This is a genomic window from Stenotrophomonas sp. YJH_SMC_16 (assembly GCF_059367875.1).
This window is the reverse complement of sequence record NZ_JCAFRH010000007.1, coordinates 166,221-189,508: the sequence shown is the minus strand read 5'-3', so window position 1 is coordinate 189,508 and position 23,288 is coordinate 166,221. Positions and strand designations below refer to the sequence as shown.

General features: G+C 67.2%; 22 protein-coding genes. 16 read left to right on the top strand and 6 right to left on the bottom strand.

Annotation, left to right across the window (positions count from 1 at the left end):
* Window positions 1-74: 74 nt before the first annotated feature.
* Window positions 75-434: a DUF1428 domain-containing protein gene (locus AC5P6E_RS16585; protein WP_005407745.1), complete on the top strand. Its 360-nt coding sequence runs from the start codon at window positions 75-77 to the stop codon at window positions 432-434.
* A 15-nt stretch (window positions 435-449) separates the two neighbouring features.
* Here AC5P6E_RS16585 and AC5P6E_RS16580 read toward each other — a convergent pair whose 3' ends face one another.
* Both AC5P6E_RS16580 and AC5P6E_RS16575 read right to left on the bottom strand, forming a co-directional pair.
* Entirely contained in the window at window positions 450-1,142 is a 693-nt protein-coding gene (locus tag AC5P6E_RS16580; protein WP_010486925.1) for a hypothetical protein, read from the bottom strand.
* Between the two features lie 107 nt (window positions 1,143-1,249).
* Entirely contained in the window at window positions 1,250-2,143 is an 894-nt protein-coding gene (locus tag AC5P6E_RS16575; RefSeq protein WP_191850492.1) for a histone, read from the bottom strand.
* Window positions 2,144-2,633: 490 nt separating this feature from the next.
* Between AC5P6E_RS16575 and AC5P6E_RS16570 the strand changes: the two genes are divergently transcribed.
* From AC5P6E_RS16570 to AC5P6E_RS16525, 10 genes are all read left to right on the top strand, one after another.
* Window positions 2,634-4,067 carry a Do family serine endopeptidase gene (locus AC5P6E_RS16570; RefSeq protein WP_049455509.1) on the top strand — a complete coding sequence of 478 codons (1,434 nt, stop codon included), beginning with the start codon at window positions 2,634-2,636 and terminating at the stop codon, window positions 4,065-4,067.
* Between the two features lie 101 nt (window positions 4,068-4,168).
* Complete coding sequence (locus AC5P6E_RS16565; protein WP_010486932.1) at window positions 4,169-4,534, top strand: hypothetical protein; 366 nt, start codon at window positions 4,169-4,171, stop codon at window positions 4,532-4,534.
* A gap of 8 nt (window positions 4,535-4,542) precedes the next feature.
* The gene (locus AC5P6E_RS16560; RefSeq protein ID WP_010486934.1) at window positions 4,543-5,013 is read left to right on the top strand and encodes a phage holin family protein; all 471 of its coding nucleotides are present in this window, start codon (window positions 4,543-4,545) and stop codon (window positions 5,011-5,013) included.
* Window positions 5,010-5,477: a hypothetical protein gene (locus tag AC5P6E_RS16555; protein ID WP_019337636.1), complete on the top strand. Its 468-nt coding sequence runs from the start codon at window positions 5,010-5,012 to the stop codon at window positions 5,475-5,477. The genes AC5P6E_RS16560 and AC5P6E_RS16555 overlap by 4 nt, the downstream gene beginning before the upstream one ends.
* Window positions 5,478-5,544: 67 nt before the next feature.
* Window positions 5,545-6,654, top strand: a complete 1,110-nt coding sequence (locus AC5P6E_RS16550; protein WP_019337635.1) for an AI-2E family transporter — start codon at window positions 5,545-5,547, stop codon at window positions 6,652-6,654.
* 91 nt (window positions 6,655-6,745) lie between these two features.
* Window positions 6,746-7,213: a hypothetical protein gene (locus tag AC5P6E_RS16545; protein WP_010486940.1), complete on the top strand. Its 468-nt coding sequence runs from the start codon at window positions 6,746-6,748 to the stop codon at window positions 7,211-7,213.
* Between the two features lie 73 nt (window positions 7,214-7,286).
* Window positions 7,287-8,006 (top strand): HAD family hydrolase, encoded by a 720-nt coding sequence (locus AC5P6E_RS16540; RefSeq protein ID WP_029550770.1) that lies wholly within the window; start codon window positions 7,287-7,289, stop codon window positions 8,004-8,006.
* A gap of 3 nt (window positions 8,007-8,009) precedes the next feature.
* A complete protein-coding gene (locus AC5P6E_RS16535) occupies window positions 8,010-9,377 on the top strand; it encodes a M17 family metallopeptidase (protein WP_019337634.1) in 1,368 nt (455 codons plus the stop codon).
* 135 nt (window positions 9,378-9,512) lie between these two features.
* The gene (locus tag AC5P6E_RS16530; protein WP_329835134.1) at window positions 9,513-10,616 is read left to right on the top strand and encodes a catalase family peroxidase; all 1,104 of its coding nucleotides are present in this window, start codon (window positions 9,513-9,515) and stop codon (window positions 10,614-10,616) included.
* On the top strand, window positions 10,613-11,149 hold the full coding sequence (locus tag AC5P6E_RS16525; protein WP_019337632.1) for a cytochrome b: 537 nt from the start codon (window positions 10,613-10,615) through the stop codon (window positions 11,147-11,149). Before AC5P6E_RS16530 ends, AC5P6E_RS16525 begins: the two co-directional genes overlap by 4 nt.
* A 577-nt stretch (window positions 11,150-11,726) precedes the next feature.
* Here the strand turns inward: AC5P6E_RS16525 and AC5P6E_RS16520 are convergent.
* From AC5P6E_RS16520 to AC5P6E_RS16505, 4 genes are read right to left on the bottom strand one after another with little or no spacing between them, the layout of a single operon-like run.
* Window positions 11,727-12,329, bottom strand: coding sequence for a response regulator transcription factor (locus AC5P6E_RS16520; RefSeq protein ID WP_049480028.1), 603 nt, complete (start codon window positions 12,327-12,329; stop codon window positions 11,727-11,729).
* Window positions 12,326-13,540: a sensor histidine kinase gene (locus AC5P6E_RS16515; RefSeq protein WP_109815126.1), complete on the bottom strand. Its 1,215-nt coding sequence runs from the start codon at window positions 13,538-13,540 to the stop codon at window positions 12,326-12,328. Before AC5P6E_RS16515 ends, AC5P6E_RS16520 begins: the two co-directional genes overlap by 4 nt.
* A 6-nt stretch (window positions 13,541-13,546) precedes the next feature.
* On the bottom strand, window positions 13,547-14,329 hold the full coding sequence (locus tag AC5P6E_RS16510; RefSeq protein ID WP_109815125.1) for an ABC transporter permease: 783 nt from the start codon (window positions 14,327-14,329) through the stop codon (window positions 13,547-13,549).
* Entirely contained in the window at window positions 14,326-15,222 is an 897-nt protein-coding gene (locus AC5P6E_RS16505; protein ID WP_329835130.1) for an ABC transporter ATP-binding protein, read from the bottom strand. Before AC5P6E_RS16505 ends, AC5P6E_RS16510 begins: the two co-directional genes overlap by 4 nt.
* Window positions 15,223-15,424: 202 nt before the next feature.
* Between AC5P6E_RS16505 and AC5P6E_RS16500 the strand changes: the two genes are divergently transcribed.
* The 5 genes from AC5P6E_RS16500 (at window position 15,425) to AC5P6E_RS16480 (ending at window position 23,189) form a co-directional block, all read left to right on the top strand.
* A complete protein-coding gene (locus AC5P6E_RS16500) occupies window positions 15,425-16,678 on the top strand; it encodes an efflux RND transporter periplasmic adaptor subunit (RefSeq protein ID WP_019338656.1) in 1,254 nt (417 codons plus the stop codon).
* Window positions 16,679-16,780: 102 nt separating this feature from the next.
* Window positions 16,781-17,470: an ABC transporter ATP-binding protein gene (locus AC5P6E_RS16495; RefSeq protein ID WP_010486958.1), complete on the top strand. Its 690-nt coding sequence runs from the start codon at window positions 16,781-16,783 to the stop codon at window positions 17,468-17,470.
* Between the two features lie 14 nt (window positions 17,471-17,484).
* Complete coding sequence (locus tag AC5P6E_RS16490; RefSeq protein WP_019338655.1) at window positions 17,485-18,642, top strand: ABC transporter permease; 1,158 nt, start codon at window positions 17,485-17,487, stop codon at window positions 18,640-18,642.
* A 12-nt stretch (window positions 18,643-18,654) separates the two neighbouring features.
* Window positions 18,655-19,971 carry an ABC transporter permease gene (locus tag AC5P6E_RS16485; RefSeq protein WP_019338654.1) on the top strand — a complete coding sequence of 439 codons (1,317 nt, stop codon included), beginning with the start codon at window positions 18,655-18,657 and terminating at the stop codon, window positions 19,969-19,971.
* Window positions 19,972-20,330: 359 nt separating this feature from the next.
* Window positions 20,331-23,189, top strand: a complete 2,859-nt coding sequence (locus tag AC5P6E_RS16480) for a TonB-dependent receptor domain-containing protein (RefSeq protein WP_019338653.1) — start codon at window positions 20,331-20,333, stop codon at window positions 23,187-23,189.
* The last annotated feature ends 99 nt before the right edge of the window (window positions 23,190-23,288 follow it).

Below are 23,288 nucleotides of genomic sequence, written 5' to 3'. Positions count from 1 at the left end.
GTCGATCCACGACGCCCTGGTTCGTCGGGTACTTGAAGGCCGTGCATGCGGCACGGTCCATCCGGAGGCAGGCAATGAGCTACATCGATGGTTTCGTCCTGGCGGTGCCCACCGCCAACAAGGAGAAGTTCCTCGCCCACGCACGCACAGGAGATCCCGTTTTCATCGAATACGGCGCGCTGCGCGTGGTCGAGTGCTGGGGCGATGACGTGCCGCACGGCAAGACCACCGACTTCTTCGGCGCAGTGAAAGCCACGCCGGACGAGACGGTGGTGTTTTCCTGGATCGAATGGCCGGACAAGCCGACCCGCGACGCCGGCATGAAGAAGATGATGGAAGACCCGCGGTTTGATCCTGCGACGAATCCGATGCCGTTCGACGGCGCGCGGATGATCTACGGCGGCTTCGTGCCGATCTACGAACTGACGCGCTGAAACGGGCGGACGTGCTCAGCGCGCGTCCGTTTCATCGCTGGCAGAGGCATGGCCGGCGCCCAGTGCGGCGCCGGCGCCGAGGCCCACACCGCCCATGCCAGCGCCCATTCCGCCACCGCCACCTCCTCCACCCGCACGACCGCCCTTGGCATCGCCCTCGTTGCGGCCCTTGCCGCCGCCACTGGCGCCACCCGGCCGGGTCGGCCCCTGCGGCGGTATCTGCAGGTCGGCCGGAATCGGCGCCAGATCCAGCGCTTCGCGCACGAAGTCGCGCAGCGAGACCACCAGTTCGTGGGTATGTACCGGCCGCCCCTGTGCCAGTTCATTGGCGGCACGCGCGGCCAGCCGCACCTGTTCGTCGGTGCCCAGCAGCAGGATGTCCGACAACGCCGCTTCAACGGCATCACGAATGCGGCGCGCGCGATCCGAACGGGGCTCGGCGATGCCCTCGGCATCCTCGCGCTGGCGCAGGTCACGGCGATGGCTGGGATCCACACCCAGTTCGCCGGTGAACGAACCGCCCAGGGTCTTGTAGGCCGCCATCAGCGTGCGCAGCCGTTCGTTGATCTGCCGGTTCTCGCGCTCGCGGCGCTGTTGCAGGGTCTGCATCACCAGCAGGCGGATGCCCACGCCCAGCAGAGTGATCAGGACCAGGCCGGCCAAGGTGGACAGCACGCCCTGCCAGGAACTGAAGTCGATACCACGCATGCCCGGGGCTCCGGCGGGAACAACCTGCATCTTGCCCCAGACCGCGTCCCAGAAACGCGAAAAGCCCCACCACCCCGGGGGTGGCAGGGCCTTCGGTCACGGCGCGATTACTTGCGCTTGGCGACCTTGCGCACGGCCTTCCTGGCCGGAGCCTTCTTGGCGGCGACCTTCTTCAGCGGCGCAGCCTTCTTGGCGACCGTCTTGCGGGTGGCGGCAACCTTCTTGCCAACTGCCTTCTTGGCAACGGCGGTCTTCTTGCCGACAACCTTCTTGGCAGCGGCGGTCTTCTTGCCGACGGCCTTCTTGGCGACAGCAGCCTTCTTGCCCACAACCTTCTTGGCGGCAGCGGTCTTCCTGGTGGCGACCTTCTTGGTGGCGGCAACCTTCTTGCCGACAACCTTCTTCGCAGCCACGGCCTTCTTGCCAGCGACCTTCTTGGCGGCGACGGTCTTCTTGGCCACGGCCTTCTTGGCGGTAGCGACCTTCTTGCCGACAACCTTCTTGGCGGCCGCGGTCTTCTTGGCAACGGTCTTCTTCGCGACGGCAGCCTTCTTGGTGGCGGCCTTCTTCACGGTGGCGACCTTCTTGCCGGCAGCCTTGGTGGCGGCCTTGGTGGTCTTCTTGGCAGCAGCGGCCTTCTTGGTCACAGCCTTGCCTGCAGCTGCCTTCTTCTTGGCCACTTCCTTCTTCAGGGCAGCGGCTTCGGCCTTGGCGTTCTTCTTGGCGGCTTCCAGCTTCTTCTTGGCGTTGGCAACAGTCTTGCCGACCGACTTGGCAGCCTTCTCGGCCTTCTTGGCAACGGTCTTCTCGACCTTGGCCACGGCCTTCTTGGCCTTGGCAACGCGGGTACCGGCAGCCTTGGTGGCGCGCTTGACGGTCTTCTTGACCGACTTCACTGCGTCTTCGGCAGCGTGGGCGATGGTCTCGCCAACGTTGGTGGCGGTTTCTTTGACGTTCTCGACGGCGTCGGTCACGACCGACACACCATTACCGTTGCTCATGTTGCCCTCCTGGGGGCCTTAAGTATCAAAACGGGGCGATGCTATACCGACAATGACGATCGTGGAACGGGGCATGCACCAGCAATCGCATCTGCTGCGACGGCAATGGTGTAGCCGGGCACCCTCGCGAGCGCAGTGGGTTGACAGGAAACCCCTTTTTTTCAGTGCTGCGCCGCACGATCCGGGTAGCGGCAGGTGCTGCCTGCGTGCACCAGTCCGAATACAGCGAAAGGCGTGCGATATGGCGCATCGCGGCACCAGGATGCGCAGAACTGCGCAAGTATCGGCCTGTATCCACATGCGCTTCGGCAGACGTCGGCACGTTGAGAAGCACGCCCTATGCTGTCGGTACCGCCCCACAGATGGCGATGCCGACCCACGTTCCGGGCGCCGGTTTTCATGGCGCATTTATCCAGATCGCGACACACTCATTCAGCTTGTTTTACCGTAGGGCCGAACCGCCCCCACCCACGCCAGCGAACCGACTCCCATGCGACCGCTTCCCACCCTGCTCACGCTCGCAATCGCCGCCGCCTTCGGTGGCTTCGTTGCCACCGGCATCAATGCCCACCTGGACAACCGTGCCGATGCCGCGCCGCTGCCAGCGGTGCTGCCGACCACGGCGGCATTGCCCGCCTCGGTAGCCGGACAGGCGGTGCCGTCGCTGGCACCGATGCTGGAGAAGGCCATGCCGGCAGTGGTCAGCGTCAACACCAAGCAGGTGGTGCGCGTGCGCAACCCCTTCTTCAACGACCCGTTCTTCCGCCGCCTGTTCCCGGACATCCCGCAGGAACGCATCAACGAATCGCTGGGCTCGGGCGTGATCATCGACGCCAAGGAGGGCCTGGTACTGACCAACCACCATGTCATCGACAACGCCGATGACGTACAGGTGACACTGGCCGACGGGCGCACGGTCAAGGCCGAATTCCTCGGTTCGGACCGCGATACCGACATCGCGCTGATCCGCATTCCGGCGCAGAACCTGACCGACATCAAGCTCGGCAACAGCGACCAGCTGCGCGTGGGCGACTTCGTGGTGGCCATCGGCAATCCGTTCGGCTTCAGCCAGACGGTCACGTCGGGCATTGTCTCGGCGGTGGGCCGCAGCGGCATCCGCGGCCTGGGCTACCAGAACTTCATCCAGACCGATGCGTCGATCAACCCGGGCAACTCCGGTGGCGCACTGGTCGATCTGCAGGGCCAGTTGATCGGCATCAATACCGCCAGCTTCAACCCGCAGGGCAGCATGGCCGGCAACATCGGCCTGGGCCTGGCGATTCCCTCCAACCTGGCACGCAGCGTGGTCGACCAGCTGGTCAAGCACGGCGTGGTGGTGCGCGGCACGCTGGGCGTGGAAAGCCAGAACCTGACCGCCCAGATCGCGCAGGGCCTGGGCCTGGGCGAAACCCGCGGTGCGCTGATCACGCGCGTGCTGGCCGGTTCGGCCGCCGCCGCCGCCGGCTTGAAGCCGGGCGACGTGGTGGTCTCGGCCAACGGCCAACGTGTAGACAGCGCCGAAGCCCTGCACAACGTGGAAGGCCTGGCCGCGGTCGGCAGCGCATTGACGCTGGACGTGCGCCGCGAGGGCAAGCCGCTGCAGATCAAGGCAACGTTGAAGGAACAGGCGCGCGCGGTCACCGGCGAGAGCCTGGACCCGCGCCTGACCGGGGCCACCTTCGTCGACCTGCCCGAGTCATTGCGCCAGTCCGGTGTCGGCGGCGTGCTGGTCAGCGAGGTCAAGCGCGGCAGCCGCGCGGCCAGCAACGGCCTGCAGCAGGGCGACATCATCACCGATGCCACGGTGGGCGAATTCGCCGACCTGGCCAGCTGGCGCGCCAACTTCCAGCAGCGCCCGCCGACCCTGGTGATACGCGTGCTGCGCAACAATGGCCAACAGCAGGGCCAGCTTGTGATGCGCTGATCGCCCTGCCGTAACACCCCCTATACCCCGGCAATGCTATTGCTGTCAGTCCAGGTCGGCACCGCCGACACCCGTTCCCCCATCGCAACAGGAGTGATTCGATGAGCCCCACCAATACCGAGAACCTGAAGGAACACCTGGGTGAAGCCGGTTCCCACCTGAAGCAGGCCGCGTCGGCCGCCGGCGGTGCAATCAAGGGTGCAACCGGCGCAGCGACCGACGAGCTTCGCATCGGCAAGGCCAACGTCAAGGCTGAACTGTCCGACAGCGCACTGTCCGGCTTGGCCGCCGCCGAGTTCGGTGGTGCCGCCGCCAAGGAGCAGGTGGATGCGCTGATGGACAAGGGCAAGGACCTGATCGACAGCGCCGCGGAGCTGATCCGTGAACGTCCGCTGGCCTCGTTCGGTGTTGCCTTCGCTGCCGGCTGGATCATCGCCAAGCTGGCCCGCGGCAGCAGCGACAAGTAAGCCGCGGCGTGAGCGAAGACAACGCGCAAGCCCCTGATCCAGCGGCCACCCCGCCGCTGGATGAGAGCATCCGCCAGGTCGGTGCGGCCGGTCGTGCCGCTGCCGATTCGGCCAAGCACACGCTGCGCTCGCTGCGCCGGTTGGCCTCGGCCGACTTCGCGATGGCACGCAGTGCGTTCGGTCGTGCACTGGCCTGGGCCGGCGTGGCGATCGTGTTCGGTGCCTCGGCCTGGCTGCTGATGGCCGCCACCCTCATCGCCCTGCTGCAGAGCTGGGGCCTGAGCTGGCTGCAGGCCCTGCTGATCACCTCGCTGCTGAGCCTGGCCGTCACCGGTTATGCGATCTGGCGGGTGTCCTACTTCTTCCACCACACCGGCATGCACGCTACCCGGCGCCAGCTGTCACGCCTGGGCCTGTTCGACGAACCCAGCGAAGACGATCCCGATGCCGAGGTGCAGCTGCCCGAGGGCAAGCCATGAAGTTCGGCGCGCTGCAACGGCGGGTGAAACGCTGCGAACAGGTGGTGACCGTGCGTCTGGGCGAGACCCAGGACCACTGGTCCACGCTCAGCGACGTCTGGCGAAAAGGCTGGTCGCCGCTGCGCATCGTGGTGGTCGGCCTGGCCGGTGGCTTCATCGCCGGCAAGCTGGAAGTGCCGGGCAAGGTCAACGGTGCCCGCTGGCTGCAGATGGTGGGCTCGGTCTCGAACCTGTTCGCCAGTGCACAGGCGGCGTTCGCCACGGCGATGGCGGCGCAGGCCGCAGCCACCGCCGACGACGCGGCCGAAGAAGCCGACGAGGCCAGCGAACAGGCACAGGCGGCGGCCTCCGCTGCCGAAGCACGTCCGGCACCGGCACCACGCTCCGTGCCGGAGCCAGGACCGGAACCGGACCTGCGCGGACCGCGTCCGGCCGAAGCGGCCACCGAGCTGTCCGAACGTTGAACCATGGAATCCGCCGCGCCGATCGCGGCCGGCGGATAATGCGCTCCCCTTCCCGGTTGGTGCGTCGATGAGCGAGTCCCTCCTGTCCCCGTCACCGGCCGGCCCCGAACAGCCCGACGTTCCGCTGCCGCCCGCATCGCGCCCGCGCGGACCGATGTCGCTGGTGGTGCTGGCCACCCTGGCGGTGGGCTACACCCTGTGGGCGGCACAGGACATCATCCTGCCGGTGCTGCTGGCGATGTTCTTCGCGCTGGTCGGCAATCCGATCCTGCGCCTGCTGCAGAAGCTGTGGATTCCACGCGCACTCGGCGCACTGCTGATCCTCGGCGCCGGCCTGGGCGTGACCGGTTCGCTGGCGGTGCAGCTGATCGGCCCGGCCATGGAATGGGCGCAGGAAGCACCGCAGCAGCTGCGCAAGGTCGCCCGCCAGGTGCAGGACCTGACCAAACCGGTGCAGCAGGCCAACCAGGCGGCGGAAAACTTCGCCCGCGTGGCCGGTGGTGACAGCAACCACAAGGTGCAGGTGATCCGCACCCAGATGGACGACCCCTATCGCATGCTGACCCGCGCGCCGCGGCTGGCCGCCTCGGTGCTGGCGGTGGTGCTGCTCACGCTGTTCTTCATGATCTATGGGCAGAGCCTGCAGCGCGCGGCCATCGCCCTGTTCCCGAACCGCCAGCAGCAGCGATTCACCAGTGACATCCTGCGCTCGATCGAGCGCGAGGTTTCGCGCTATGTGCTGACCATCAGCGTGATCAATACGCTGGTCGGATTGGTGTTCGCTGGCGTGCTGATGCTGCTCGGCATCGGCCTGCAGGAGGCGCTGCTGTGGGGCACGGTAGCGGCATTGCTGAATTTCGCCCCGTATGTCGGCCCCCTGATCGGCGTAGCACTGATGCTGCTGATGGGCTTCGTTGAATTCCGCGACCCGCTGCAGGCGCTGCTGCCAGCCGCCGCCTACCTGGCCCTGCATACCCTGGAAGGGCAGATGGTGACCCCGATCGTGCTGGGCCGGCGCATGAAGCTATCACCGCTGGTGCTGATCCTGGCATTGATGGTATTCGGCTGGGCCTGGGGCATGATCGGCCTGCTGCTGGCGGTGCCGCTGCTGGTCTGCATCAAGCTGGTGCTGGCACGCCTGGACGGCATGCAGGGCTGGGCACGGCTGCTGGAATAACGGCATCAGTAAATGAAGGACGCCGATGGCGGAACCCGAAACAGGAATGAAGTGGCAGACTATGGCCCCCTTTTCGGATGGATCCGTTCGGATGATCTCTTTCGCCACCCGTTGCGTTGCCCTGGCCTGCCTTGCCGCTCCCGCGCTCGCCGCTGCACCCCCGACTGCCGACCAGGCACGCACCCAGCTTGCCGACGCGGTAACCTGCAAGCGGCACCTCACGCCCAAGCAGTTCGACGCCATGGCCCGGCTGCTGGCACCGGCCCCGGCGCGGGCGCAGAACGGCGAATCCAGCGGCGAGTTCCGGTTGACCACGCCGCTGATGGTGCTGGGCCAGCCCGTGAACCGTCTGCAGTCGTATGACGGCGACAGCGGCGAGGACGGCATCGACAGTTTCACTGCGTACTTCAGCTCAGCGAGCGTCGAACAGATCGCGGCACTGGCGAAGATGTCCGACCCGGTGGCGGGCACCTATACGAAGGAAGTGGGCCGGCACAACCTGGACGTGCAGCAGTTCGACGGCCAGACCACCATCGCCTGCTCGTACAACCTGCGCTGACCCCGTCCTGCCCCAGCGCCCCCCGCCCGCCGCGCCGCATGAAAGCCCGCGCGGGCAGGGGTAGAATGGCGGGGTGAATTTCCCCGTCCAAGCCATCACCCTCGACCTTGACGACACGCTGTGGCCGTTCGCTCCGATCGGCGCCCGCATCGACCTGGTCCTGCACGAGTGGATGCGTGAAAACAGCCCCGCCACGGCCGAGATGTATCCGGTGGCGGCAATGCGCGAACTGCGCGAGCGCCTGTACCACGCCCATCCGCACCTCCATCACGACCTGAGCGCACTGCGCCGGCTGACCCTGCACGAAGCGCTGCACACCAGTGGCGCCAGCCTGGATCTGCTGGAGCCGGCGTATGAAGTGTTCTTCGCCGCGCGCAATCAGGTCGAGTGCTACCCCGATGCGATCGACGCGCTGGCGCGGATTGCCGCGCGGGTACCGGTCGCAGCGCTGAGCAACGGCAATGCCGATCTGGAGCGGATCGGCCTGGCCCATCATTTCGCCTTCCAGCTGGGCGCGCGCGAGCACGGCGCGGCCAAGCCGGAGGCGAGCATCTTCCACGCCGCCTGCACCCGACTGGGTGTGGCACCGGCACAGGTACTGCACGTCGGCGACCACGCCGACATGGACGTGGCCGGGGCGATCGCCGCCGGCCTGCGCGGCTGCTGGATCAACCGCGACGCAGCCACCTGGACCCATCCGCAGCTGCAGCCGGACCTGCAGTTCGACACCCTTACCGGCCTGGCCGACTGGTTGGACGCCAACCTCGACGCTGCCGCATCCCGGAGTACCTGACGCATGAGCGAGATCACTGGTTTCACTGCCGACACCGCCGCAGCACTGCCGCTGTACGTGCTGGACCGCGAGCAGTTCGCGGCCTGGAAGGACGGCCAGTCGGCTGCCACCCAGGCATGGCTGGCGTCGCAGGGCTTCACCGCCGGTGCCTTCACCACGGCGTTGCTGCCCGGCGCCGATGGCCTAGCCGGAGCGGTGATCGGTGTCGGTGATCGTGCCGATGCCTACAGCTATTCGCATGCCCCGCATGCCCTACCGGAAGGCAGCGTGTGGCAGCTGGCCAGCGAACTGCCGGCCGCCGAACTGGCGCTGCTGCAGCTGGGCTGGGGCCTGGGCAGCTACCGCTTCGACCGCTATCGCAAGCGCCACCGTGCGCCGGCGCGCCTGGTGGCCGAGCCGACCGGCGAAGTGGCCGACCTGATCACCGCCAGCCTGCGCGTGCGTGACTGGGTCAACACCCCGACCGAAGACATGGGTCCGCAGCAGCTGGAAGACGCCGCGCGCGCGCTGGCCGATGCGCACGGCGCGCAGGTCGAGGCGATTACCGGCGACGAACTGCTGAAGCAGAACTTCCCGGCCATCCACGCGGTGGGCCGCGCCTCGCACCGCGCACCGCGCCTGGTCGTGCTGCGCTGGGGCAAGGACACCGATCCGGCACTGGTGCTGGTCGGCAAGGGCGTGTGCTTCGATACCGGCGGCCTGGACATCAAGCCGGCCGACGGCATGCGCAACATGAAGAAGGACATGGGCGGCGCCGCGCACGCACTGGCTCTGGCCGGCCTGGTGATGGCACGCGGGCTGCCGGTACGGCTGACCCTGCTGGTGCCGGCGGTGGAAAACGCGATCGGTCCGGACGCCTTCCGCCCGGGCGAAGTGATCGCCACCCGCAAGGGCCTGAGCGTGGAGATCGACAACACCGACGCCGAAGGCCGCGTGATCCTGTGCGATGCACTGACCTTCGCCAGCGAGCAGAAACCCGACCTGGTGCTGGACTTTGCCACCCTCACCGGCGCCGCGCGCATCGCGCTGGGCCCGGATCTGCCGGCGCTCTTCAGCAATGACGACAACGTGGCGCAGCAGTGGCTGCAGGCCGGCGATGCGACCCGCGACCCGGTCTGGCGCATGCCGCTGTGGCGCCCTTACCTGCGTTACCTGACCAGCGGCATCGCCGATCTGGCCAACGCCGGCTCGCGCATGGCCGGTTCGGTCACCGCCGCGCTGTACCTGGAGCGCTTCCTGGAAGACGGCCAGCGCTGGGCGCATCTGGATGTGTATGCCTGGAACGACGGTGAACGCCCGGGCCGTCCAGCCGGTGGCGAAGCGCTGGCGCTGCGTTCGGCGTGGGCGATGCTGAAGGCGCGTTACAGCTGATCGGGTGGGTGCCGACCTTGGTCGGCACGCCGTCCCCGGCAAACTTGACGAAAATTTGAATACCGGGCCTGGAAAGGTTCTGCGAGGATGTGTGGGTCGACCACCCACACGCTCCGTGAAGGCAGGACTCCGACCATGTCGCTCTTCCGCTACACCCGCGCTGGCCAGACGCTGGGCGCACCACGCAAGCATTCCCCCCTGCCCTGGATCGCACTGATCGCACTCATTCTGGGTGCGGTCGCGCTGGCCTTCGCTTGGCTGGCCGGCTGGATCGGCAACCGCCTGACCGCGCAGCGCTTCACCGACACCATCGAGGCCACCGGCCCGGCCCATCCAGGCTTCCGACGCGCGCACAGCAAGGGCGTCTGCGTGAGCGGCTGGTTCGAACCGAGCGCGCAGGCCCCTACCCTGTCCAGCGCCCGCGTGTTCTCGCAGCGCCGCGTACCGGTGATGGGCCGCCTGTCGATCGGCGGCGGCGACCCCTACGGCGCCGACAACACCGCACGCGTGCGCAGCCTGGCGGTGCAGATGGTCAGCGATGACGGCCAGGAATGGCGGATGGCGATGAACAGCTTCCCGTTCTTCGCCGTGCCCGATGCCGAGGCGTTCTACGCGCAGACACGCGCCTCCATTCCGGACCCCGCCACCGGCAAGCCCGACCCGCAGAAGATGGCTGCAGTGCTGGCGAAGTACCCCAGTGCACAGGCGTTCCAGCAGTGGGCCAAGACGGCACCGTGGACCAGCAGCTGGGCCGACACCACCTTCAACAGCGTCAACAGCTTCTGGTTCACCAACGCGCAGGGCCAGAAGCGTGCCGTGCGCTGGCGCTGGCAGCCACAGGCGCCGGTGGTGGAGATGGATGCGGAAACGCGCAAGCAGGCCAGTGTCGATTTCCTCAGCCAGGAACTGCAGCAGCGCCTGGCCAGCGGCCCGGTACGCTGGAACCTGCTCGTGACCACCGCCGAGCCCGGTGATGCCATTGATGATCCGTCGGTGCCGTGGCCCGAGTCGCGTGATCAGGTGGTGGCCGGCGTACTCAGCCTGGACCGCATGCAGTCGCAGGAACAAGGTGCGTGCGGCCAGATCAACTTCGATCCGCTGATCCTGCCCAGTGGCGTGCGCGGCAGTGATGATCCGATCCTGGCCGCCCGCTCGGCGGTGTATTCGCAGTCCTTCAACCGTCGCGAACGCGAGCGCGCCAGCGGCAATGTCGAGCAACCGAAGGAGGCCGCGCGATGAGCACCGGCAACGGCCACTTCAACCTGCTGGCGCGGGTGCTGCACTGGTCCATGGCACTGATGATCATCGCCATGCTGTTCGTCGGCGTGACCATGGTCGCCTCGCTGCACCTGCGGCCGATGCTGATCGACCTGCACCGCCCACTGGGTATCGCCATCGGCGTACTGGTGCTGCTGCGCCTGTACAACCGGCTGCGCCATCGCCCGCCGCCGCTGCCTTCCGACCTGCCCGCCTGGCAGGTGCTGGCAGCAAAGGCCTCGCACTGGATGTTGTACGCGCTGATGCTGGCGATGCCGCTGATCGGCTGGGCGATGCTGTCGGCCGGCGGCTACCCGATCGTGCTGTGGGGTGGCCTGCACCTGCCGCCGATCGTGCCGCACACTCCGGCGCTGTATGCCGCGTTGCGCAATGCGCACAGCCTGCTGGCGTATGTGTTGTTCGCCACGGTGCTGATGCACGTGGGTGCGGCGCTGTTCCACCTGTGGGTGCGGCGCGATGGCGTGTTCCAGGCGATGGCGCGCGGGAAGGATTGATCGGGTTCGCCGGGCGTTCCCGGCGGATCGTTTCCGCGACTGCGGTGGGGTGTCACTTTTCTTTTCGCGCGAAAAGAAAAGTAACCAAAAGAAACGCGCCGCCAGAGCGCGAGCCGGTGCTGCGCACCGGTGCCCTGTGCTTCTCGGTGAATCAGGGGACGGCGCCGAACTCGCTACGCTCAAACACCGGCGCCTCTTCGCCCCTGATTCCCCTGCGATGCTCGGCTCGCTCAAGGCGGACCCAACATCAAGAGCGACAGCTGCACCCAGTAGATCCACGCCATGCGTGGATGCTGTTGCCGTTGATCTTGACCTTCCAGTCCGCCTTGAGCGAGCCGAGCACCGCAGGTCCGGCGAGGGCGAAGAGGCGCGGGTGTCTGAGCGCAGCGAGTTCCCGCGCCGTCCCTCGACGGACCGAGGAGCGCAGGGCACAGGCGTGCGAAGCACGCCGGCTCGCGGCCGGCGGAGCGTTTCTTTGGTTACTTTCTTTGCGCGCAAAGAAAGTGACACCCCTCCGCAGGCGCGGGAATGATCCGCCGGGCATCGCCCGACGCTACCAGTGTGTCGGCGCACGCCGCTACAACCACCCCTTCTGCCGCGCCAGCCGGTACGCCTCGATCCGGTTGGCCACACCCAGCTTGCCGATGCACTCGGACAGGTAATTGCGCACCGTACCGTGCGACAGCCCCAGCTGCTCGGCAATCTCGCTGGCGGTACGGCCTTCGCCGGCCAGCCGCAGCACGCGGCGCTCGCGGTCGGTCAGTGGGTCGGCCTGCGACCAGGCATCGAGTGCCAGTTGCGGGTCGATCGCACGGATACCCTGCTTCACCTTGCGCAGTGCATCGGCCAGGTTCTCCGCCGGTGCGTCCTTCAACAGGTAGCCCAGCACGCCCGCCTCCAGCGCGCGGCGCAGGAAACCGGCGCGGGCGAAGGTGGTCACGATCACCACCTTGATCGGCAGTTCATGGCGGGCGATGCGCTGTGCCAGCTCCAGCCCGGACAGGCCCGGCATCTCGATGTCGGTCACCAGGATGTCCGGCTGCAGCTGCTGCAGCATGCGCCACGCAGCCTCACCGTCGGCGGCGCTGCCCAGCACCTCGATATCCGGCTCCAGGCTCAGCAGTGCCGACAACGCGCCACGCACCATCGCCTGGTCTTCGGCCAGCAGGATGCGGATCATGCAGCACCATCCTGCGCCAGTGACGCTGGCGACAGCGGCGTGGTCGCGGCCACCAGTGGCACGCGCACGGTCACTACCGTGCCCTCTCCGCGCGGCGACTGCAGTGACAACTGTCCACCCAGCGCCATCGCCCGTTCGCGCATGCCGCACAATCCATTGCCTTCGGCCTGTACGCCGCCACGGCCATCGTCGCGGATCTGCATCGCCAGCATTCGTCCTTCCAGCATGAATTCCACCCGCGCCTGCGTCGCCTGCGCGTGGCGCACGATATTGGTTGCCGCCTCGCGCAGCACCAGCGCAAGTCCGCGCTCCACGTCCACCGGCATCGGCGGTGGAGGCGCGTACTGCAGGTGCACCTGCTGGCATTCCAGCAGCAGGCGCGCCGAGGCCAGTTCGCCGGCCAGGTCACTGGCGCGGATGCCGGTGACCGCACTGCGTACCTGGGCCAGCGCTTCGCGGGCGATGTCCTCGGCTTCGCCGATCTCCTGCCGCGCACGGGCATCGCCACGGTCGTGCAGCTTGCGCGCCAGCTCCAGCTTCAACGCGATCAAAGACAGGGTATGGCCGAGCAGATCATGCAGATCGCGGCCGATGCGCTCGCGCTCGGCGGTGGTGGCCAGCCGCCGCACTTCCTCCTGCGAAAGCTGCAATGCGGCATCCTTTTCCTTGTTCACCGTCTCCACGTTCACCACCATGCCGATGATGAACGACACCGCCGGCACCCAGACCAGGCTCTGCCACGGGTAGTGCGCAAGGTAGGCCACCAGGTAGAACACCGCGTTGAGCACGGCCAGCAGCAACAGATAACGCCACCAGCTGCTGCGACCGCAGACCCGCAGCATCACGCAGCCGAAAATGAAGTAGCTGATGCCCGATGGGTACCAGGGCACCAGCACGATCGCCAGCGCGGTCATCGCCAGTGCATAGCGGGGCGCATGGTGCCGCGGCGACAGCAGCAGGCGCGCATACAACAGCAGGAACAACGGATAGCTGGCCAGGGTGAACCACAGCCAGCGCAGCGTGTACCCCCCTGAAAACAGCGGCGTCATGAACACCCATACCGTCCACAGCAGGTGGATGGCATCGGCCCAGGCCGGCTTGCCGCGGCGCAGGTTGTCGGCCACCGCCGAATCCGGTGCGGGGCGCAGCAGGGACGCAAACCAGCTCGACGACACGGGGTGATCCAGGCGGGGACGATCGCTGCCGATCATGCCAGTTCAGCCGATCCGGCGCAGGCGGCGGCGCGCCAGCAGCAGCGCCACCACCGTGACCAACAGCAGCACCAGCAGATGGCCTGCCATGCTGCCCACCGACGGCAGCCCGACTATCGGCAGCGCCAGCTGCGCCAGATGCCAGGTCGGCCACAGCGGTGCCATCGTCGAAAACACCTTGGGCAACGCCGACAGCGGCAGCCACAGGCCCGACAGCAGGGCCAGTGGCAGGTAGACCAGGTTGACCATCGCCGGCGCTGCGCTGGCACTGACATGGCTGCCGATCAGCAGGCCGATCGCCCCCAGCGGCAGCGCAGCCAGGCCCGCCACCGCCAGCAGCTGCAGCACCTGCAGGGCGTGCAGCTGCACACCCCCCAGCACAGATGCCACGCCGATCAACAACGAGGCCACCAGCAGCGCGAACAGCACGGCCATCGCCAGTCGCGCCAGCAGCGGCGCCGCCGGCGGCATCGGCAGCGCCCGCTTGAGCGTAAGCAGCCCGCCTTCTCGGTCCAGCGCCAGCTGCACGCCGAAGCCGAACAGCGCCGGGGCCATCGCGCCGAACACGCAGTAGGTGGCCAACAGGTACAGCGGTGCGTGACCACGGCCCAACAGCACGCCGAACAACAGGTAGAAAAGCACCGGGAACAGCAGCGAAGGTACGGCGAAGGCGGGCGTACGCCAGGCGCGGCGCAGTTCGGCCACCAGCTCAGCGCGGTACGGACGCAGGGCTTGGCGCCAGGCAGATGCCGGCGCCGGTGCGGTACCGGTGCGGGTCATCGTGTTCATGCGGCCTCCCGGGTCAGGTCGAGGAAGGCGTCGGCCAGCGCCGCGCCCTGTACTTCCAGCTCACGCAACTGCGCGTCGGCCGCCAGCAGGCGTGCCACCACCGGCTCGGCCGGGCTCGCCAGCAGCTGCAGATGCTCGCCGTCGCGCTGCACCTGCTGCACGCCCGCCCAGTGCTGCACGTCCTCGACAGCCAGCGCGCTGCGGCAGCGGATGCGGCGCGGCCGGTCGGCCAGGCGCAGCTCGGCCAAGGGTGCGTCGGCCAGTACCCGGCCGCCTTCCAGCACCACGACGCGCTGCGCCAGCGCCTCGGCCTCTTCCAGATAGTGTGTCGTAAGCAGCACGCCGCAGCCTTCGGCCACCAACTGCCGCACCGCCTGCCACATCGCCTGCCGCGCCTGGATGTCCAACCCGGTGGTGGGCTCGTCCAGGAACAGCACGCGCGGGCGGCCGCACAGCGCGATGGCGAACTGCACGGCGCGCTGCTGGCCGCCGGACAGCTGGCCGTAGCGGCGGCGCGCCAGCGCCTGCAGTCCGGCGCGCTGCAGTACCTCCGGCAACGGCATCGGGTCGGGGTAACAGGCACTGGCCTGGGCCACCAGCTCGTCCACCTGCAGCATCGGCGGCAGGTTCGTGCTCTGCAGCATCACGCCCAGGCCCAATCGACTGGCCCGCTGCTGCGGGTCGCCGCCGAGCAGCTCGACCAGGCCGGCATCGGCGCGACGCAGGCCCAACAGCACGCTGATCGCGGTACTCTTGCCGGCACCGTTGCGGCCCAGCAATGCCAGCACCTGGCCAGCGCGGACCTGCAGGTCGATGCCATGCAGGGCGGTATGGTCGCGGTAGCGCACCTGCACCTGCTGCAGGCGGGCCAGCGACGGGGCGATCGGATCCATGGGCGGTACCGGTAGCGGGGACGTTGCCATCCTGTACCGGCGTGGTCACATTTCGCAGTTGCCGCCGTCAGTGTCATCGGGTGACAGCTGTCACTGCCGTCATCGCCGTACCTGCCTTCATGCTGTGCCGCACGCTCCACCGCCGGAACCGCCGCCGTCTGCCCTTCCGGCCACACCCGCCCGAACGCCTGTGATGGAACGAATGAACGCTTCTGCCGAGCTGTTGAAGGAACTCCGTATCGACCGCAAATCGCCCCCGCCGGCCTCCGGTGGTGGCAGCAACGGCGGTGGTCGCCGTTGGTTGTGGATCGCGATCATCGTGGCCGTGCTGCTGATCGCCGCCGCCGTCGCCTTCCTGTTCGGCCGTGCGCCGGCCGTGGAGGTGGAAACCGCGCCCGCCGTGGCCATCCAGCAGGGCAATGCCAGCAGTTCGGTGCTCGACGCCAGCGGCTACGTGGTCGCCCGCCGCATGGCCACGGTCTCGGCCAAGATCACCGGCAAGGTGCGCGAGGTGATGATCGAGGAGGGCATGCGCGTGGAACAGGGCCAGATCATGGCCACGCTGGACCCGATTGATGCCGACGCCCAGCGCAGCCTGTATGCCTCGCAGCTTCAGGCCGCACGCAGCCAGGTGGCCGGGCTGGAGGCGCAGCAGAAGCAGGCCACCGCCGAAGCCAGCCGCCTGCAGGCACTCGTCGGCCAGCAGCTGGTATCGCGCTCACAGTACGACCAGGCCGTGGCACAGCGCGACAGCCTGCGTGCGCAGCTGGAGACCGCCCAGCGCAACGTCAAGGTCGCCAACGACCAGCTGGCCATCGCCGATCTGGGCGTGGACAACAACATCGTGCGCGCGCCGTTCTCCGGGGTGGTCACCGCCAAGGCCGCGCAGCCCGGCGAAATCGTTTCGCCGCTGTCGGCAGGCGGTGGCTTCACCCGTACCGGCATCGGCACCATCGTCGACATGGACTCGCTGGAGATCGAAGTCGAGGTGGGCGAGGCCTTCATCGGCCGCGTGCAGCCGAAGATGCCGGTGGAAGCCACGCTCAACGCCTATCCGGAGTGGAAGATTCCGGGCGAGGTGATCGCCATCATCCCCACCGCCGACCGCGGCAAGGCCACGGTGAAGGTGCGCGTGGCGCTGAAAGTGAAGGACCCACGCATCGTGCCGGAGATGGGCGTGCGGGTCAGCTTCCTGGAACAGGCCCAGCCGCAGGCCGCCGCCAAGCCGCAGGGTGTGCGCGTGCCGGGCGGCGCCGTGGTGCAGCGCGAGGGCGCATCGGTGGCCTTCGTGCTGGGTGACGAAAACCGGGTACAGCAGCGCAAGGTCGAGGCCGGCCAGGCGATGGGCAAGGACCGCCAGATCCTCAAGGGCGTGAGTGCAGGTGAATCGGTGGTGGTGAACCCGCCGGACACCCTGCGCGATGGCGCCAAGGTGCAACAGAAACAAGCGCAGTAACGGCCTGGCGCCCATGGGCGCCGCCGGCAACACCGCTCGACGCACGCCCGCAGCCACCGCAGGTGCGCTTCCCCGTTTCCCGCCTTCCGTGGAGAACAACCCATGTCGACCCTGGTTTCACTGCGCAACATCACCAAGACCTACCAGCGTGGCCCCGAGAAAGTGCAGGTGCTGCACGGCATCGACCTGGACATCGCCAGCGGCGACTTCGTCGCGCTGATGGGCCCGTCCGGTTCGGGCAAGACCACCCTGCTCAACCTGATCGGTGGGCTGGACAACCCCAGTGGCGGCGAAATCAGCATCGAAGGCGAGCGCATCGACCAGATGAGCGGTAGCCAGCTGTCGACCTGGCGCAGCCACCACGTTGGCTTCGTGTTCCAGTTCTACAACCTGATGCCGATGCTGACCGCGCAGAAGAACGTGGAACTGCCACTGCTGCTGACCCACCTCAATGCGGCGCAGCGCCGCCGCAATGCGGAGATCGCGCTGACCCTGGTGGGCCTGGCCGATCGCCGCAGCCATCGCCCGAATGAACTGTCCGGCGGCCAGCAGCAGCGCGTGGCGATCGCGCGGGCGATCGTCTCCGACCCGACCTTCCTGATCTGCGACGAACCGACCGGCGACCTCGACCGCCAGTCCGCCGAGGAGATCCTCGGCCTGCTGCAGCAGCTCAACCGCGAGCATGGCAAGACCATCATCATGGTCACCCATGACCCGAAGGCGGCCGAGTACGCCACGCACACGGTGCACCTGGACAAGGGCGAGCTGGCCGACGCGCCGCTGGCCCACTGACGGAGGCCACGGCGATGAAATACTTTTCGTTGGTGTGGGCGCAGCTGTTCCGCAGCCGCACGCGCACCCTGCTGACCCTGCTCTCGGTGGTGGCCGCGTTCCTGCTGTTCGGCATGCTCGACTCGGTGCGCGTGGCGTTCTCGTCCGGCGGCAGCGTGGAAGGCGCCAACCGCCTGGTGGTGGCCTCGCGGCTGTCGATCACCCAGTCACTGCCGATCCGCCTGGAAACCCAGATCCGCCAGGTGGCCGGCGTGCGCGACGTGGCCTATGGCATGTGGTTCGGTGGCATCTACCAGGACCCGAAGAACTTCTTCCCGAACTTCTCGGTGTCGCCCAACTACTTCGATGTCTACCGCGAGCTGCAGATCGATCCGGCGCAGCTGGAAGACTGGAAGCAGACCCGCACCGGCGCCATCGTCGGCGAAACCCTGGCCAAGCAGTTCGGCTGGAAGATCGGCGACACCATCCCGCTGCAGGCCACGATCTTCCCGCGTGGCGGCAGCAACGACTGGCCGTTGGAGCTGAAGGGCATCTACCGCTCCAAGGACCGCGCGCTGGCCGCCAATGAAGAACGCCAGCTGATGATGAACTGGAAGTACTTCGACGAATCCAACGACTACATCAAGAACCAGGTGAGCTGGTACACGGTGACGCTGGACAACCCTGACCACTCCTCGCGGGTAGCGCAGGCGATCGATGCGATCTCGGCCAACTCCGACCACGAGACCAAGACCCAGACCGAATCGGCGTTCCAGCAGGCCTTCGTCAAGCAGTTCGCGGATATCGGCATGATCGTCACTTCGATCATGGGCGCGGTGTTCTTCACCCTGCTGCTGTTGACCGGCAACACCATGGCGCAGGCGGTGCGCGAGCGCGTGCCGGAACTGGCCACGCTGAAGACACTGGGCTTCAAGGACAGCACCGTGCTGACCCTGGTGATGGTGGAGTCGGTGCTGCTGATCGGCCTGGGCGGCCTGATCGGCATGGGCCTGGCCGCGCTGATCCTGCCGGCGATCGGCCCGAAGAGCATGGGCATGCTGCCGCCGCACGTACCGACGCCCACCTGGCTGATGGGGCTGGGCCTGATCGTGGTGATCGGCATCATCGTCGGCCTGCTGCCGGCGCTGCGTGCCAAGCGCCTGAAGATCGTCGACGCACTGGCCGGCCGCTGAGGAGACCTGCAGATGAACAAGTTCAAGAAGTGGGCCGGCAACGCGTTGACCGTGCTGCTGCTGGTGATCGGCCTGGTGCTGTGGATCAGCCTGCCGTGGATCGGCGTGCTGGCCGTGGCCGTGCTGGTGGCCCTGTGGCTGCTGCTGACCCGCGGCGGACGGTTGGCACTGGCCGCCACCCGCATCGGCGTGGCCAGCCTGCCGCAGCGCTGGGGCGCGTCCTCGGTGATCGTGGTCGGCATCGCCGGCGTGGTCGGCGTGCTGGTGGCGATGCTGGCGATGGGCGAAGGCTTCCAGGCCACGCTCAACAACACCGGCGATGACACCACCGCCATCGTCCTGCGTGGCGGCTCGCAGGCCGAGACCAACTCGGTCATCACCCGCGAGCAGGTACCGACGCTGTCCACCCTGCCCGGCATCACCCGCGATGCCGAAGGTCGGCCGCTGCTGTCACCGGAGCTGTCGCAGGTGGTCAACCTGGTGTCGAAGTCCGATGGCACCGACGTCAACGCGCAGTTCCGCGGCGTCGGCCCGCAGGCGTGGGCGGTGCATGACAAGGTCAAGATCGTCGAAGGCCGCACGTTCGCCACTGGCCTGCGCGAGATCGTGGTCGGCCAGGGCGCCAAGGGCCAGTTCCGCGATCTGGACGTGGGCAAGACGCTGACGCTGGGCAACCAGACCTGGACCGTGGTGGGTGTCTTCGCCACCGGCGATGCACATGATTCGGAACTGTGGACCGACGCCGATACGCTGGCCACCACTTATCAGCGCAGCGCCTGGCAATCGATCAGCGTGCGCACCGATGGCAAGGCGGGCTTCGAGCAGTTCAAGGCCGCCGTCGCCGCTGATCCACGCCTCAAACTGGACGTGGAAACCACCCGCGTCTACTACAGCAAGCAGGGCGGCGGGCTGACCAAGCTGATCGACATCCTCGGCAAGGTGATCGGCACGATCATGGCGGTCGGTGCGGTGTTCGGCGCACTCAACACCATGTATGCGGCTGTTGCCACGCGTGCGCGCGAGATCGCCACCATGCGCGCGATCGGCTTCCGTGGCCTGCCGGTGGTGACCGCGGTGATGCTGGAGACGATGCTGCTGGCGCTGCTGGGCGGTCTGCTGGGGTGCGCGGTGGCGTGGCTGCTGTTCAATGGCTACAGCGTGTCCACCATCGGCAGCAACTTCAGCGCGGTGGTGTTCAAGTTCCATGTGTCGCCAGAACTGCTGTGGACCGGGCTGAAGTGGGCGCTGGGCATCGGCCTGGTTGGCGGCCTGTTCCCGGCGCTGCGCGCGGCACGTTTGCCGATCACCACGGCGCTGCGCGAAACCTGAGCATTTCCCAGCGATAGATTGCGCATCCTGCAGAGGGACGGAGCGAAGGCTCCGTCCCTTTTTGTTTGCACGTCATCCACGCATGGCGTGGATGGATGCCTGCGCACACGCGCTGCTACAGATCGGCGGAAATCCGCCGCTATCGATGCCTCTGCCCATCGCGCACGCAACGTGCGTGACGCTGCGCACATCGCATCTGTGGATTGTTGGTTGCGATTCATCTTCGCGCACATTCAGCGGCATGGCGACAAACAGTTACGAATGGAAACACTCTAGAATCCCGGCCCCCACGTTGGTTTGCAGCACCCCACGCGCCCACAGAACGGACGCTTGTTTTCCTGAAACACGAGATGTCACGGATGTCCCTGAAAACCACTCCGCTGCGCAACGCGATCGTCATCGCGCTGGCCGCCAGCTGCACCACCCCCGCCTTCGCACAGAGCGCCGGCGATACCCCGACCAATCTCGACCGCATCGAGATCACCGGCTCGCGCATCCGCCAGGCCAGTGTCGAGACCGCACAGCCGGTCGTCGCGCTCAGCCGCGCCGAGATCGAGAAGAAGGGCTACATCAACGTCGCCGACATCCTGCAGGACGTCACCGCCGCCGGTGCTCCGAGCCTGAGCCGCTCGTCGTCGCTGAGTTCTTCGCGCGACTTCGGCGGCACGTACGTCAGCCTGCGCAACCTCGGCCCGGAACGCAGCCTGGTGCTGATCGACGGCCGCCGCATGGGCGTCAGCGCCGGTGGCTACTCCGACCTGGCTTCGATTCCGTCCGCCATCGTCGAGCGCGTTGAAGTGCTGACCGACGGCGCATCCGCGCTGTACGGCTCGGACGCCATCGCCGGTGTGGTCAACATCATCACCCGCAAGAACTTCGACGGTGGCGAAGCCAGCGTCTACGTCGGCCAGTACGGTGAAGGCGACGGCCAGAAGCGCTCCTACAGCGCCACCTTCGGCAAGACCTTCGACCGCGGCTGGTTCAGCGTCGGCGCCGAGCGCACCAAGGAAGACGAGATCCTCGGCAGCGAGCGCGAGTTCAGCCGTTACCCGGGTGGCCCACGCCACGCCCATGACGTCGACGCGCTGAGCCCGACCACCCAGTGGGGCACCGTCACCGTCGGCGGCAAGCCGCTGACCGTGGGCCCGGGCGGTAATCCGAGCCAGGCTGGCAACTTCCACACCCCGGACCCGGCTGATGGTGCCAACGCCAAGACCAACATGAGCCTGCTGAGCGGTCTGGAGCGCACCTCGGTGTTCGCCAACGGTGGTTTCTCGATCACCGACAACCTGCGCATCGTGGCCGACGCGCTGTACAGCAAGCGCGAGTCGACCAAGCACCTGGCCGGCTACCCGTACTCGGTATCGGCCGCACAGGCCCGCAATGGCACCCGTGCTGCCCTGTCCAAGGACAGCACCTTCAACAAGTGGGGCCAGGACGTCCTGTTCTCGCACCGCACTGAAGAACTGCCGCGCGGCACCGAGAACAACCTGGACACCAAGCGCGCCAGCATCGGCCTGGAAGGCAGCTTCGAAACCGGTTCGCGTTACTGGGACTGGAACGTCAGCTACATGTACAACCGCAATGAAGGCGAGCGCATCGGTACCGGCAGCATGTACCAGCCGCACGTCGACCTGGCGGTCGGCCCGTCCTTCATGGATGGCACCGTGGCACGCTGCGGCACCCCGGGTGCGGTGATCGCCGGCTGCGTGCCGTGGAACCCGGCCGCACCGATGGGCTATGCGGGCCCGGGCTCGCTGGGCAACCAGGACGTGCAGGACTACCTGTTCACCCGCTTCGTGGACAAGATGAAGAGCACCACCAAGGTGGCCAGCGCCAACATCTCCGGCTCGCTGTTCACTCTGCCTGCCGGTGACATCATGGGTGCGATGGGCTTCGAGCACCGCAGCGAAGAGGCCAGCTACACCCCGGACCTGATGGTGCAGAAGGGCCAGATCGCCGGCACCACCGGCCAGCCGACCCGTGGCGATTACTCGCTCAACGAGGTCTACCTGGAAATGCAGGTGCCGCTGCTGGCCGACATGCCGTTCGCGCGTGAACTGTCGCTGGACCTGGCCGGTCGTTACACCGACTACAACACCTTCGGTTCGACCACCAACAGCAAGTTCGGCCTGAAGTGGAAGCCGATCGACAGCCTGCTGGTGCGCGCGACCTACGGTACCGGCTTCCGTGCACCCACCGTGGACGATCTCTACGGCGGCGCCGTGTCCAGCCGCGATTCGTTCACCGATCCGTGCGATACGAAGTTCGGCATCGCCGCCAGCAGCCCGACCGTGGCAGCACGCTGCAAGGCGCTGAATGTGCCCGCCAACTTCCGTCAGCAGACCGGTGCGGACGGCAACCTTGCCAACCGCCCGGGCCAGCAGGCCACCTCCGATTTCAACTCGGGTTCCAACCCGGAACTGAAGCCGGAAACCGCCAAGACCTGGACCGTCGGCCTGGTCTACAGCCCGGAATTCGTGCAGGGCCTGGACGTCAGCCTGGACTGGTGGAAGATCCGCATCAACAACGCCATCGTCGGCGAGTCGGCCACCGACATCCTCAACCAGTGCTACGTGCAGGGCGTGGATTCGGCGTGCGGTCGCTTCACCCGTTCCACCGCTGCGGCCACCCGTGGCCAGGTCTCGGCGCTGGATCGTTCGCTGGTCAACGCTGGCTATCGCGAAACCGCCGGCTATGACATCGGCGTGCGTTACCGCCTGCCGGAAACCGCGTACGGCAAGTTCGCCATCAACTGGAACACCACCTACACCGACTACCTGGAGCAGCGCAACGACAGCGCCGCTACCACGCCGGTGGAGCAGAAGACCGGCTGGCAGGGCAACTTCCGCGTGCGTTCGACCTTCAACCTGGATTGGCAGTACGGCGATCTGGGCATCGGCTGGACCGCCCGCTACTACTCGGGCATGAAGGAAGCCTGCTCGTATGACCTGGCCGGTGGCCCGGACTGCAACATGGCCGGCTTCGTCTCGCCGTACACCGATGCGCAGCCGAGCCGCAAGGTGGGCTCCAACACCTTCCACGACCTGCAGGTGCGTTACAGCCTGCCGTGGGACGGCACCGTGTCGCTGGGCGTGAACAACGTCTTCGACCACCAGGGTCCGATCATGTACAGCCAGCCGAACAGCAGCTTCACCTACTACGGTGGCTTCGACATCGGTCGTTTCATGTACATGAAGTACCAGCAGCGCTTCTAAGCCTGCAACCGCGTTCCCGCCACCGCCATCTCTCTCCTGGCGGTGGATGGAAGCAGAACGGCGCCCCTCGGGGCGCCGTTCTTTTTTTGCGGAAAGCGT

Bases quoted from the DNA above. Each gene is read 5' to 3' on its own strand.
- AC5P6E_RS16480 (WP_019338653.1), top strand. From the start codon at position 20,331: ATGTCCCTGAAAACCACTCCGCTGCGCAACGCGATCGTCATCGCGCTG.
- AC5P6E_RS16485 (WP_019338654.1), top strand. From the start codon at position 18,655: ATGAACAAGTTCAAGAAGTGGGCCGGCAACGCGTTGACCGTGCTGCTG.
- AC5P6E_RS16565 (WP_010486932.1), top strand. From the start codon at position 4,169: ATGAGCCCCACCAATACCGAGAACCTGAAGGAACACCTGGGTGAAGCC.
- AC5P6E_RS16505 (WP_329835130.1), bottom strand. From the start codon at position 15,222: ATGGATCCGATCGCCCCGTCGCTGGCCCGCCTGCAGCAGGTGCAGGTG.
- AC5P6E_RS16490 (WP_019338655.1), top strand. From the start codon at position 17,485: ATGAAATACTTTTCGTTGGTGTGGGCGCAGCTGTTCCGCAGCCGCACG.
- AC5P6E_RS16530 (WP_329835134.1), top strand. From the start codon at position 9,513: ATGTCGCTCTTCCGCTACACCCGCGCTGGCCAGACGCTGGGCGCACCA.
- AC5P6E_RS16550 (WP_019337635.1), top strand. From the start codon at position 5,545: ATGAGCGAGTCCCTCCTGTCCCCGTCACCGGCCGGCCCCGAACAGCCC.
- AC5P6E_RS16510 (WP_109815125.1), bottom strand. From the start codon at position 14,329: ATGAACACGATGACCCGCACCGGTACCGCACCGGCGCCGGCATCTGCC.
- AC5P6E_RS16495 (WP_010486958.1), top strand. From the start codon at position 16,781: ATGTCGACCCTGGTTTCACTGCGCAACATCACCAAGACCTACCAGCGT.
- AC5P6E_RS16535 (WP_019337634.1), top strand. From the start codon at position 8,010: ATGAGCGAGATCACTGGTTTCACTGCCGACACCGCCGCAGCACTGCCG.
- AC5P6E_RS16575 (WP_191850492.1), bottom strand. From the start codon at position 2,143: ATGAGCAACGGTAATGGTGTGTCGGTCGTGACCGACGCCGTCGAGAAC.
- AC5P6E_RS16585 (WP_005407745.1), top strand. From the start codon at position 75: ATGAGCTACATCGATGGTTTCGTCCTGGCGGTGCCCACCGCCAACAAG.
- AC5P6E_RS16555 (WP_019337636.1), top strand. From the start codon at position 5,010: ATGAAGTTCGGCGCGCTGCAACGGCGGGTGAAACGCTGCGAACAGGTG.
- AC5P6E_RS16515 (WP_109815126.1), bottom strand. From the start codon at position 13,540: ATGATCGGCAGCGATCGTCCCCGCCTGGATCACCCCGTGTCGTCGAGC.
- AC5P6E_RS16570 (WP_049455509.1), top strand. From the start codon at position 2,634: ATGCGACCGCTTCCCACCCTGCTCACGCTCGCAATCGCCGCCGCCTTC.
- AC5P6E_RS16525 (WP_019337632.1), top strand. From the start codon at position 10,613: ATGAGCACCGGCAACGGCCACTTCAACCTGCTGGCGCGGGTGCTGCAC.
- AC5P6E_RS16545 (WP_010486940.1), top strand. From the start codon at position 6,746: ATGATCTCTTTCGCCACCCGTTGCGTTGCCCTGGCCTGCCTTGCCGCT.
- AC5P6E_RS16520 (WP_049480028.1), bottom strand. From the start codon at position 12,329: ATGATCCGCATCCTGCTGGCCGAAGACCAGGCGATGGTGCGTGGCGCG.
- AC5P6E_RS16580 (WP_010486925.1), bottom strand. From the start codon at position 1,142: ATGCGTGGTATCGACTTCAGTTCCTGGCAGGGCGTGCTGTCCACCTTG.
- AC5P6E_RS16500 (WP_019338656.1), top strand. From the start codon at position 15,425: ATGAACGCTTCTGCCGAGCTGTTGAAGGAACTCCGTATCGACCGCAAA.